At 30.4% G+C, this 12,099-nt stretch carries 10 protein-coding genes; all 10 read left to right on the plus strand.

Annotation, left to right across the window (positions count from 1 at the left end):
* Positions 1-17 precede the first annotated feature (17 nt).
* The 10 genes from FBF02_RS08285 (at position 18) to FBF02_RS08330 (ending at position 12,089) form a co-directional block, all read left to right on the plus strand.
* Positions 18-5,717: a hypothetical protein gene (locus FBF02_RS08285; RefSeq protein ID WP_168940582.1), complete on the plus strand. Its 5,700-nt coding sequence runs from the start codon at positions 18-20 to the stop codon at positions 5,715-5,717.
* A gap of 12 nt (positions 5,718-5,729) precedes the next feature.
* Positions 5,730-6,599 (plus strand): hypothetical protein, encoded by an 870-nt coding sequence (locus FBF02_RS08290; protein ID WP_002788286.1) that lies wholly within the window; start codon positions 5,730-5,732, stop codon positions 6,597-6,599.
* A gap of 85 nt (positions 6,600-6,684) precedes the next feature.
* The gene (locus FBF02_RS08295; RefSeq protein WP_002788287.1) at positions 6,685-7,242 is read left to right on the plus strand and encodes an HK97 family phage prohead protease; all 558 of its coding nucleotides are present in this window, start codon (positions 6,685-6,687) and stop codon (positions 7,240-7,242) included.
* 16 nt (positions 7,243-7,258) lie between these two features.
* A complete protein-coding gene (locus FBF02_RS08300; protein WP_002788288.1) occupies positions 7,259-8,425 on the plus strand; it encodes a phage major capsid protein in 1,167 nt (388 codons plus the stop codon).
* Positions 8,426-8,435: 10 nt separating this feature from the next.
* Entirely contained in the window at positions 8,436-8,687 is a 252-nt protein-coding gene (locus FBF02_RS08305; protein WP_002788291.1) for a hypothetical protein, read from the plus strand.
* Positions 8,684-9,121, plus strand: a complete 438-nt coding sequence (locus tag FBF02_RS08310; protein ID WP_002788293.1) for a phage gp6-like head-tail connector protein — start codon at positions 8,684-8,686, stop codon at positions 9,119-9,121. The genes FBF02_RS08305 and FBF02_RS08310 overlap by 4 nt, the downstream gene beginning before the upstream one ends.
* A 12-nt stretch (positions 9,122-9,133) precedes the next feature.
* The gene (locus FBF02_RS08315) at positions 9,134-9,451 is read left to right on the plus strand and encodes a head-tail adaptor protein (protein ID WP_002788295.1); all 318 of its coding nucleotides are present in this window, start codon (positions 9,134-9,136) and stop codon (positions 9,449-9,451) included.
* Positions 9,448-10,080 (plus strand): hypothetical protein, encoded by a 633-nt coding sequence (locus FBF02_RS08320; RefSeq protein ID WP_002869967.1) that lies wholly within the window; start codon positions 9,448-9,450, stop codon positions 10,078-10,080. Before FBF02_RS08315 ends, FBF02_RS08320 begins: the two co-directional genes overlap by 4 nt.
* The gene (locus FBF02_RS08325; RefSeq protein ID WP_011049933.1) at positions 10,073-11,638 is read left to right on the plus strand and encodes a hypothetical protein; all 1,566 of its coding nucleotides are present in this window, start codon (positions 10,073-10,075) and stop codon (positions 11,636-11,638) included. Before FBF02_RS08320 ends, FBF02_RS08325 begins: the two co-directional genes overlap by 8 nt.
* 1 nt (position 11,639) lies before the next feature.
* On the plus strand, positions 11,640-12,089 hold the full coding sequence (locus FBF02_RS08330; RefSeq protein ID WP_002798141.1) for a hypothetical protein: 450 nt from the start codon (positions 11,640-11,642) through the stop codon (positions 12,087-12,089).
* Positions 12,090-12,099 lie beyond the last annotated feature (10 nt).

A 12,099-nucleotide genomic window follows, 5' to 3' on the forward strand; every position in this document is an offset into this window, starting at 1 on the left:
AACTAAAAGGAACATAAATGGCTAAAAATGTTAAAATCGGCGTTAGCGTAGATACAAATAGCGGTGTAGCGAGTATTGGAGGTTTAAATAAAAGTTTTAATCAATTAGGAAATGCTACACAAACAACAAATAAATACATAAAAGATATAGAAAAAAGCTTTTTAGGACTTTCAAAAAGCGTAATTGACATGAACGCCCATTTAACACAAGCTTATCAGGGTTATAAAACTTTAGCACTTGATATAAAAAATTTTGGTAGCTCTTTTATAGAAGCAAGTAAAAGTTTTGAGACTGCAAAAACTCAACTTGCTTTTATAACAGCCACCACGCATTCAAATATTGATACCACAGGAAAAGCCATATCACAACTTGAAAAATGGAAAGCCGCTACAAAAAGCAGTGAAAAAACCTTTAAAGATTTTAATGATTTGCATACTAAAACAGGCTATTCTTTGCAGGATTTATCAAGTATGTTTCAATCTTTTGCCTCCACAGCTTTAAATAATATGAGCTTTGATGAAGCTAAAAAAGCTTTTGAAAGTATTATGATAGCAACCTCAAATACTTCCATGAGTGCTAATCAACTTTCAATTACTATGGATAGTTTAGGAGCTGGGGCATTTAGCGCAAGTGGAGATTTAAGAAGATTTGCTGAAAGTTTAGGTATTACAAATGATGCTATGAGCGAAGCAAAGAAAAATGGTAAGCTTTTTGATTTATTTATAGAAAAAACCAAAGAGTTAACAAAATATACAGACTACACAACGCAAACCTATGAAAAGCAAATGCAAAAATTTGAAGCTAATATGCAAATGTTACAAGCTGAAATTTCAAAACCTATTTTTGATACTCTTAAAAGCTCGCTTATAGATATAAACACTTATATTAAAGATAATGAAAAAGAAATTAAAGCGGGCATTAAAGCTATTACCGAATTTGCTACTTCTTTTAAAGATTTGGCTATTGGTGCAGGACTTGCTTATGTAGCTTTTAAAAGTTTTAATTCTTTTAAGAATTCATCTTTTTTTACAAGTCTTAGTAATGGTATTAAGAATGTTAAAAAAGATTATGATGATTTAATAATAAAACAAAAAGAAATGAAAGAACTTGTTATAAATCAAAGGAATTTAAAATTTCAAGCACAAAGCTTTAAAGATGCTATCAAAGATTTAGAAAGATTGCAAAGCCTTATGCCACAAAAAGCAAAAGAGGTTAGCAATTTAGCTCCTTTTTATTCTACAAGCCAAAAAACAATGATAAGTGCTGAAAAAATGCTACTCCAACAAGAAGCCCTTAAAAATATAAGAAATTTAGAAGAAGAGATTAAGAAAAATGAAACTTTAATTAATGAAAGTATCTTAAAAAGAAATCCTTTGTTAAGCACCATAAAAGGCACTATGAGTAATTTAGCAAATTGTGCTTTAAATTTTACAAAGGCTTTAGCTCCAACTGCTGGGCTTATAGCTTTGATGACTTTTATAGAAAAGCTTTATACGAATTGGGATAATTTTGACAAAGCTTTAGAAAAAACATCAAAAAGAAAGCTAGAAAACAAAAGTTCAAAAGAATTAGATGAGTATGTTAAAAATCTTAAAAGTCAAATGGATGCCTTAGAAGCAAATGGAAGTGTTTTGGGAGCTCAAATCACATCAAAATTAGATTTTTGGTATATAAAAGAAGGTGTAGAAAGTGTTTTAAAAGGCACTGATTATATGTTTGAAAGTGTTACCGGAAAACAGCTAAAAATGAATAAAGAAGCTAGAAAAGCTTACGAACAAATACAGGCAAATTTAAAACTAGCCGAAGAAGCCGCCAAAAAAGCAAAGGAGCAAGAATTTAAACTAGAAGCTATTGATAATCTCCCTGCTAGTGTTAGCAAAGCCATGGAAAGTTTGAAAGCTTTAAGGATACCGCAAAGCACAGAAGAACAAGCCGAAAATTTAAGAAAACAATATGAGCTTATCAGCGAAACCATACAACAAATCACGAATAATGCAAATTGGAATAAAGACTTAGCAAAATTAGAGCAATATAACGCTTTAGTAGCTCAAAGAACGCATTATGAAGAATATATAAATAAACAAGAAGAGCAAAGATTAAAAAAAGAAAAAGAAATCGCCAATCAAAAACTGGCAGAACGCATCAAAGAACAAAATGAAGCCTTAAAAGAAATTTCACAAATAGGCATGAGTGAATACGATAAAAAATTAAGCCAAATTAATGAAAAATTAAAAGTATGGAAAAAGTTAGGCATTGATAAAAACAAATTAAAACAAGCAGAAGAAAGCCTTAAAATTAATCTTGATCTAGAAAGTGCAAATAAAGACTTTGAAGATACTAAAAATTTAATGATTGAATTTTATGAAAGTATAGAAAATAAGCAGGAAGCTTGGGCATTAAAAGAAATTGAGCTAAGAGACAAATACAGCAAATTATTAAGTGAAAATCTCATCAAAGAAGAAGATTTTAAAAAGATGATAAAAGCCAATAAAGACGCTTATTTTCAAATGGGCAAAGACAGTAAAAAAGCCATGAGCGAAGTAGAAAAAAACTATAATCAAATGATAGCAAATATGCAAAAAACGATAGAAAGTAGCTTTTTTGATGTTATAAATGGGAAAATAAAAACCTTAAAAGATTTGTTTAAAGATTTAGGAAAAACCATTTTACAAGATTTTTTAAGTCCTTATATTTCATCACTTAGTGGCTTTTTATCTAAGGCAGGAGCTGGAGTATTGAGCGGTTTAATGCCTAATTTTGCTTTTGGTAATGTGAATTCACACTCGCAAACAAATGCTTTTAGCTCAGTTGTTGAATTTGCTAAAAATCAAGGTTTAAATTTAAATAGTGATGGCAAATATCAAGGTGTGGTTAATGGTGTTGAGGTAGTCATGGATAAAACAGGCACCATAGAAAAAGGAAATAATGCTTTTAATAATGTGAGTAATATTATAGAGGGTGCAAGTAAATTAGATGGCATTATGAGTGGCGAATGGATAGATAAAGCGGGCGCCACTTATGATAAAGTTATGAATTGGTTTGGCAGTAGTCAAAATGCAGGAAGTGAAATAAGTTTTAGTGATGCTTTAAATGCGGATGGTTTTAGTGATTTTTTAAGTTCAAGTTCTGATATTAGCACTACTATTGAAAATTCAAGCACAAATATTATAGATAGTATAGGCAATGGCTTTAATTCTTTATTTGATAATTTACAAGGTTATATCAATTCAATAGGCACTTTTGGCAGTAATCTTTTAGCTAATGGTTCAGCTTATTTGGCAAATTTTTTAGGACTTGGTGCAAGCTTTACAAACGGTGCTTCTTTGGCGGGTATGGGATTAAGTGGTGCAAGTAATGCTTTATCTCTTGGTTTTGGTGGGGGCTTGGGCTATATAGGTGGCACTTTAGCTAATGCAGCAATGGGCGGACTTCTAGGTTATGGCATAGGAAGCTTAGGTGATTGGCTTTTTAAGGCTGATACTCACGCAGGAACAGGTGGTGCGATAGGTGGTGCATTAGGTAGTATTATAATGCCTGGCATTGGAACTATAGTAGGTGGGCTTTTAGGATCAGTCATTGGCGGTATTTTTGGAAAAACCAAAGTAACAGGAAGCGGCTTACAACTTTGGGAAAATATAAATTTTAGTGATTTTTTTACAAATTCTAATTTGCAAGGTTATGTAGACTATCAAAAGAAAGGATGGTTTAGTAAAAAAAGCTGGACAGAGTATAATAATTTAAGTGATAAAAAAATCAAAGAAATCAATCGTGTTTTAGAAAACCAATACGCAACACTTGTAAAATTAAATGCCAATTTAGATAAGTTTGAATTAGTAGCTGGAAAATACGCTAATAATTCTTTATTTGATACGGCTTTGCCTACTGCACTTTTAAAAAGCTTTTTAAATATCGATGATAAAAGCGAAATCGATGCACAAATTGTAGCAATACAAGAAAAGGCAAAAGCAAATAATATAAGCTATGCCCAGCAACTTTCTAATCAATTTGGTACTTTTATGCAAATGCAAACTAGCATTTTAAATCAAATTTATAAAAATGATCCAACAAAACAAGCAAAACTAGCTTATGATGATACCATGTATGCTTTAAAAACTGCGATGAGAAATTCCACAGGTGGATTTAGTCTTTTTGGATTAAGTGAAGAAAGCTTTAAAGATTTAGGACAACTTAGTGCCGAAGCACTTAATAAAGCTTTCAATGAGAGCTTAAGGCAAGATTTTAGCCCTGAGAATTTAGAAATTTGGCAACAATTAACACAAGCTTATACGCAAGCACAAGAACAAGTTAAAAATCTTTTAAATTCTATCATACAAAAAACACAAGAACTTATGCAAATCAATCAAAGCTTTTTAAGTGCTAATGGTATTTCAAGTAGTATTTTTGAAGTTAATCATCTAATGAATTCTTACGCAACCTTAATGAGCGGTTTAAAAGATGATTTAAATGATAGCGAAAAAGAAATGTTAAAGGATATTTTTAGTGCTAATGATAAGCTTTTAAGTTTAGGTTATGAGGGTTTAAATGAATTTTTAAGCACGGGTAATACTGAACTTAGAAAACAGCTTGTAGATATCATTACACAATTTAAACAAATAAGCGACAAACAAGGCGGTTTAATCTTTTCAAGCGAACATTTAAACAAACTCGCTGAGGTAGAAAAGCTTATTAATGCGTATGAGAACAAAGATGAAAGCAAAGAAGCAGATCAAGTAAGGTTAAATGAAAATAATAAACTTTTAAGTAAATTAAATAGCGAACTTGGTATTTTAAGTTCTTTGGGTTCTTTTAGCACTAATTTAATCAATCAAAGCATAGCTACAAGCGAGAGCGTGGCGTTAAACTACGATAAAATTTTAAAACAAGCTAAAAATGATTTTAAAAATGGCAATCTTACAAGTTCAAGCTTTAGTGCCTTGCAAAACGCTGCAACGCAAAAAGCAAACGAGATCAAAAATCAAGCTTCAAGCTTTGCAGAGTATCAATTACAAATGCTTAAAATGGCAAATGAAATGAAAGATTTAGGTGGTGAGGCAGATTTAAATTCAATACAAGATAAAATAGAAGCCATTACAGAAGAAAATAAAAAATTACAAGAAAAGTTAGATCAAACTTTAAAAGACACTTCTAATATGACTTTAGAAGAGTTAAAAGAGTATAAAAAAACTCTCATTGCGCAAAGTGAAGCAGAAATTGCAAAAATGATCGAGTATTTAGGCGAAGAAAGCCCTATGGCTAAATATTTACAAGAAACGATTAAATCTATAAAAGATGGCGCCTCTCTTACAGAAACAACGCTTAAAAATTTAGAATATGCACTTTTGCAATATCAAAATAATCAGGCAAATATAGATAAAGATTTAAATAATGAGATTAAAAATCCTTACAAAAAAATGAAAGCTTTTGCAGATGGCGGGATAGTTACACGCCCTACAAATGCTTTAATTGGAGAGAATGGTTATCCTGAGGCTGTAATTCCTTTAAAAAATGGCAAAGGTTTAAAAATCGATGCAAGTGGAGTTTTTGAAAAAATAGGCATCGCTTTTGAAAAAGCTATTAATAAAGGTTTTAATTCTTTTGAAGAAAAACTAGACTTAATCGCTTCAAAAATTGACAATGTAGATAAAAGTGTAAAAAGAGCAAATATGGATTTAAGTATTTTAACTAAACAAACTAGAGAAATTGCAGAAAATATTTAATAAGGAAAGAAGATGACTATAATTAAACCTTTAGAATTTGAAGTTTTACAAAATTTAGCTAAAAAAGATGAAACGCCTTTATGGGATAAGGAAGTAAGTTATAAAAATAATGAAAAAGTGCAATTTAAAGGTTTTGTTTGGGTAAGCGCAAGTGATGAAGATACGCATGAAGAACCTGATGTGTATTTTGATAAATGGGTTAAATTTGCACCCATCAATGAAAATGCTTTTTTTGATGATGAATTAAATACTCAAACAAAATGTGATAAAGCTTGGAGTGTAAAATTGAAAGTAGATGGGGTATTTGATACTTTAGCATTTTTAAATTTAGATGTTTCAAAAATAAAGATAGAAACATTAGATGGCAAAATCATTTATGAAAAATCAATGTATTATAAAAAATCTCGCACTTGGTGGGAATATTTTTTTAGCAAATTTAAAGTCAATAAAGAAGATTTTGTGTTTTTACCTTATCCTATTAACTCAGAAATTTTAATAAGTTTTGAGCCTGCTAAAATAGGGTGTAATGTAGGACATATTTTAATAGGAAAAAAAGAATTTGCAGGTGTTACAATCTATCCTGCAAATAGCACTTATATAAATTACTCAAAAACTTCAACAAATGAATGGGGAGTAACAAATGTAGTAACTGGTAAGAAAGCAAAATACTTAGAATTTATAGTTGCTGTAGAAAAAAAAGACTTTGATTATTATGATGATTTAATAGCAGGACTTTATAATACTAAAGCCTTATTTATAGGAGATGAAAGCGAATTGGGCTTTAAAAAATTAACTACTTTTGGAATTTTAAAAGATTATTCTGCACCTTTAGAGGATCAAGATTATATGCAATATAAACTAAATATTCAAGGTTTGATTTAAAAAATAAAAAATATCTTCTAACACGCACTTTAACGCCTTAAAAATTTTCTAAAATCCTTATAAAACTTCAAAAAAGGATTTTAAAATGAGTTTTAAAAACATAAGAGCAGATACCGCAAGACTTAGAAGCGTTAGCGAAGAAAATATGTCTTTAAGCTTTGTCATGGTTTCAAATTCTAATGCTTGTTTGCGTTTTGATTGGGAGCTTGGGGACTATATAGAAGAGCTTGATGTAAAAGGTGCGAGATTTGAAAATCTTAAAACTCTTTTTAAAGATCATAAACCAAGCGTAGATAATGCTATTGCAAGAATTGAAAATATAAGAATTGAAAATAATGAGTTAGTTTGTGATTGTATCTTTGCCAAAGACGAAAAAAGCTTAGATATCTTTAAAAAATATCAAGATGGAATTTTAAGCGATGTGTCAATTGGTTATAGAGTTTTAAAGCAAGTTGTAGATAAAAAAAGTTCGCCTAAAAGGGTTCTAGTTACAGAGTTTGAAATTTTTGAACTCAGCGCTGTTTGGAAAGGTGCGGATAAAAACGCTAAAAAACGCTTTGAAGAAGATGAAGAAAAAAAGAAAATCAAAGCCTTAAGTGAAGCTAGAGAGCGAGAACTTAAACTTTTAGAAATATCAATTTAAACAAGGAGAAAAAACAATGCAAAAATTAAGACAAGAAATAGGAAATTTACACGAACAAATGGTGGCTTTATCAAATAAGGCTAAAAACGAGCAAAGAAGCTTTAGTGCTGAAGAAAACACAAAATACGAAGCTTTAATGCAAGATTTTGAAAGTAAAAGAAAAGAACTCTCAAGAGCTGAAGCAGAGCTAGAAAGAGAAAAATATTTAAATGAGGTTGTAAGCCCTGTTTTAGGACAAAATCCTAAAGGAGAGGATGAAGATTTAAATGAAGAAAATCATATGCGTTCTTTTGTGAATTATTTAAGAAATGGAAGTATTGACAATATTTTAAAAAGAAATGTTTTAAATGAAAGCACAGCAGAGCAAGGTGGGATTTTAGTCCCTACAACTTTGCAAAGTAAAATAAGAGAAAAATTAAATGATCTTAGTGTTATTAGAAAGATTGCTACAGTGCAAAAAAGCTCTAGCAATCAAATTATACCTGTTTTTGATGAGATGGGGGAATTTTCTTGGCTTGGCGAACAGGAAAGCTTTACTGAAGTTAGTGCTAAATTTAGTTCTTTAAGTATAGGTGCACATAAGCTTGGCGGTATTATTAAAATCAGCGAAGAACTCTTGAGTGACAACATTGCAAATCTTGAAAGTTTTATAGTGCGAAAAGCCGCTGAAAAGATTTCAAAAACAGAAGAATTAAGTTTTATTAATGGAGATGGAAATAAAAAACCAACAGGACTTAAAAATGCTAAAAAAGCGTTTACACTTGCTTCAAATCAAGGTATTACAAGCAATGATATCATAGATGCTTTTTTCAGTTTAGACAGTGCTTATCGTAAAAATGCCACTTGGCTTGTAGGAGATGAGTTTATGAAAGCTATTTATAAACTTACAGATAATGATAATCGCCCATTGTGGCTACCTGCTTTAAGTGCTAATGGCTATGACACAATTTTAGGTAAAAAGGTAGTTTATTGTTCTGGTGTTGATGGTTTTGGTGCAAGCAAAGTCCCTGCATTTTTTGGAGATTTTAGTTTTTATGAAATTTGGGATAGATCAAGTATGAGTTTTACAAGACTTAATGAGCTTTACTCTCAAAATGATTTAATAGGTATTAAAGTGCGTTTAAGACTTGATGCAAAGCTTATGGATAATTCGGCAGTTTGTAAAATTGTATGCCCTGCTTAAAGGATGGAAGATGAAAAAAGTAGTTTTCAAGTGTTGTTTAAGCGGTAATATTTTTTATAAAAAAGGTGATGAGGTTTTACTTGAAGATAGTGAAGCCTTAAGGCTCTTAGAAAAAGGCATTGTGGAAATCGTGGAACAAGAAGAACAAAAACAAAATACTGATGAAAAATCAAATACAGATAAAAAGCCACAAGAAGATCAAGAAATGCAAGAAAAACCACAAAAACAAAACGAAAAAGAAGATAAAAAAGGTAAAAAATGAGATTAAAGGCATTAAAAGATAGCAAAAAAGAACTCATAGATATTCAAGAATTAAGAGACTTTTTAAGAATTGATAGCGATGTTTTTGATGCAAATTTAAAACAATTTTTAAAAGCTGGAATGAATGAATTTGAAACAAGAACCAATCGCATTTTAGCTTTAAATGATTATGAAGTTGAATTTTTTAATGAAAGGGTGATTTTAGCTCCTTTTAATGCTTTAAAAAATGCAAATTTTAAAGCCGAGTTTAAAACAAATGGTGGTGTGCTTTATGCAATAGGTTGTGGGAATATGATTGTAAATTTAGGTTTTGAAGAATTGCCACAAGACATAAAATTGTGGCTTAAAAATTATGTTTTAATGGCTTTTGATGGTGTGAGTATGCCTAAAATTTCAAGTGCTTTAATCACTCGCTACAAAATAGCTTATTTTTAAAAGGCAATGGCAATGAAAGCAAATGGATTTAAGCATAGAGTTAAAATTTACAAAAAAGAACAAAGCAAAAATGAGTTTTTAGAAAGCGATTTTACGCAAGATTTACTTTTTAAAGAAGTTTATGCAAGTTGTAAAAATCTAAGTGCGGATGTTAAAGAGTTAAATAGTGGCTTATCTTTAGTCGCTACGCATGAATTTGAGCTTAGATTTTTAGAGCTTGATTTTTCTTATTTTCTAGTTTTTAGAGATGAAAAATATGAGATTGTAAGCTTGGAAGATGAAAGCCAAAACAAGAAATTTTTAAAAATAAAAGCAAGGAAATTTCAATGAATAAAATATCTTTCATTAATACTTTACCTAAAGCACCTGATATGGCTAATCCTGTTGATTTTGACAAGGATGCTAATAACTTTGTTAATGCGCTTGTTCCTTTTTCAAAAGAACTTAATGATTTTATTAAAGATATAAATATATTAAGTGCTTCCTTGATAGAGCTAAACTCTAATATGATCTCTTATACTAATTTGGCTTTAGAGCAAATTGACAGTAAAACAAATATAAATATCTTAAAAATAGAAAATTTTTGCAAAGATTTTCAAAATGTTTTAGAGCAAAAAGCTAAAGAAAGATTAAAAGAATTTACCGATGAATGCCTAACCATAGTTGAAAACAAAGGCTATGAGATGATAGAAAGATTAAATGACAATGGCGTTGGAGCTGATTATATCGCTATTTCTCAATCTCTAACTCATAGCTTAAGCTTAGAACGCTTTATTATGGAAAGAGGTTTTATTAAACTAAGAAAAGAAGAAGCCCTAAATTTAGATGATGTGAATTTGAGTTTAGAAGAACAAAGAAGAGATATAAACCTTGCCCAAAAAGCTTTAGAAAATATCACAAACATACTCTCTTCACAAAACGAAATTAATTTAACTTTAAAAGGAGAAAACAATGCTTGATAACTCAAAAATAAGAAGCACAGAGCTTTATGCTACGCTAAGTCAAGCTACTAAGGATGTTACAGCCATAAGAGAGTGGCTTTATGCTTCAAAAGATAGGATTGATGAGCACATTTTAGAAAATTTAAATGCTTTTGATGAAAAAGTAAAAGAAGCTTTACAAAACTATGAAAACTTAAGCGATGAAAAACTTAATATGCTAAAAGAACTTTATAAAAAAGTGGTTTATCCTTTTGATTATGTAAGTGATGAAGAACCTACAATGCCCAATGTGAATGAAACTTGGTTTAAAACTGATGAGGCTAAAATCTTTAAATTTATTAAAAATCCACAAATCACTTTCTTACAAAAAGAAAGACCTAAAGAAAGAAAAATTAATGATATTTGGTTTAAGCCTATGGATGATGTTAATTTACAAGTAGGCGAATTTTATCTTTGTGAAAAAGTGTTGAAGAATGAAGCTTGGATAAACCCATCCTTGCCTGAGAATTTAGAACCTGCATTTAATCAAGAAGAAGCTCCACAAAATGCAACGCTTGGCGATATTTGGAAAAAAGGGGATGAATATCTTGTTTATATTAAAACCACAAGTGGCAATTCTTGGACTAGCCCTGAAAACCCAAGCGAATATACACCTACTTATGAAAGCGAAGAAGAACCAAGTGAGGCAAAACTTGGCGAAATTTGGAAAAAAGGAAATGAGTATTTAATCTATGCAAGAGTGACTAACGATACAGCTTGGATTTTAAAGTCTGATCTAGGGCTTGATGCTTTTATTTGGTTTAATGAAGAAAAAGAAAATATAAACTTTATACTTTCACTTATAGGGGATTTGAAAAAAGAAGATGAAAAAGAAGAAACAAGCAAAAATGAAATAAAGGATCTGGAACAAAATTTAAGCAATAAACAGGAAGAATTAGAAAATATTAAAAAGCAAATCGAAGAAGCATTAGCAAAAGACCCACCACAAAATGTAGATAACCTCAATGAGAAAAAGACGCAATTAGAGCAAGAAATCACAAAGATGCAAGAAGATTTAAATCATAAACAAAATGAATTAGAACAAATACAAAAAGATAAAAGTTTGGTTAGTCAAAAAATGCTTAGTGATGCCCTTAAAGAAAAAGTAGGATTAAAAGGTGATGAGACTTTAAATGGAAATAAGACTTTAAATGGAGATAATATATTTAATGGCACAAATACTTTTAATCAGGCATTAACTTCTCGGGCCGATCCAACAAATGATAATCACTTAACTAGAAAATGGTATGTAGATTATGGTGGTGGAATTAAAAATCTTGGCACAACTGGCAGTATAAATCTAGATTTAAGACAAGCTCAACATTTTATTTTAACAGCAAATGCAGGAACAAGCATAGGAATAGCTAATTTTGGAGGAGTAGGAAAAAGCGGAACAATAACCATAAATAATTGTCAAAATGTAGTAGCTTTTAATGCCCCTTTTAAATTTAGAATAGCTCAAAGTGGATTTAGTGGCACTGAAACTTTTGCTTATTTTTGCATAGCTTCGAATAATGTAAGATTAGTAAGGACTTAAAATGAACTGCCTCCTTCTTTCTAATAATGGCATAGCACTAAATTTACCTCCATCTTTAGGAGGCTCGGTTGCAAATTATAATTATATGTTAAAGCTAGACATGATTTATAAACAAGCAGTGGTATTGCCATCAAATATTAATAATAAAGAAGTGGTTATGTTAGGCGAAGTTTGGACGACTGGAAATATGTCTAATAAAACTTCTGCAAATACTTTGCATATCACATGGAACAATTTTAACTCTAGTGTAGAATTGCATGCTTTAAGTAAATATTACACTGCCAATGCAAAAATCAAAGTAGAGAAAAAATTCAATTTTGGAAATATAAACAACTTGCAAATAATGCTAAGTTCTTGGCAAAGCGGTAGTGCAAATGCAAGTGCTGGTTGGAACTTAAATGATGGGGATAGATTAAACCCAAGAGCAAATTTAACATTATACTGGAATTAAGAAAGGGTAA

This window comes from Campylobacter sp. CFSAN093226, from assembly GCF_012897595.1.
Classification (GTDB): Bacteria; Campylobacterota; Campylobacteria; order Campylobacterales; family Campylobacteraceae; genus Campylobacter_D; species Campylobacter_D jejuni.

Bases quoted from the DNA above. Each gene is read 5' to 3' on its own strand.
- FBF02_RS08285 (WP_168940582.1), top strand. From the start codon at position 18: ATGGCTAAAAATGTTAAAATCGGCGTTAGCGTAGATACAAATAGCGGT.
- FBF02_RS08290 (WP_002788286.1), top strand. From the start codon at position 5,730: ATGACTATAATTAAACCTTTAGAATTTGAAGTTTTACAAAATTTAGCT.
- FBF02_RS08295 (WP_002788287.1), top strand. From the start codon at position 6,685: ATGAGTTTTAAAAACATAAGAGCAGATACCGCAAGACTTAGAAGCGTT.
- FBF02_RS08300 (WP_002788288.1), top strand. From the start codon at position 7,259: ATGCAAAAATTAAGACAAGAAATAGGAAATTTACACGAACAAATGGTG.
- FBF02_RS08305 (WP_002788291.1), top strand. From the start codon at position 8,436: ATGAAAAAAGTAGTTTTCAAGTGTTGTTTAAGCGGTAATATTTTTTAT.
- FBF02_RS08310 (WP_002788293.1), top strand. From the start codon at position 8,684: ATGAGATTAAAGGCATTAAAAGATAGCAAAAAAGAACTCATAGATATT.
- FBF02_RS08315 (WP_002788295.1), top strand. From the start codon at position 9,134: ATGAAAGCAAATGGATTTAAGCATAGAGTTAAAATTTACAAAAAAGAA.
- FBF02_RS08320 (WP_002869967.1), top strand. From the start codon at position 9,448: ATGAATAAAATATCTTTCATTAATACTTTACCTAAAGCACCTGATATG.
- FBF02_RS08325 (WP_011049933.1), top strand. From the start codon at position 10,073: ATGCTTGATAACTCAAAAATAAGAAGCACAGAGCTTTATGCTACGCTA.
- FBF02_RS08330 (WP_002798141.1), top strand. From the start codon at position 11,640: ATGAACTGCCTCCTTCTTTCTAATAATGGCATAGCACTAAATTTACCT.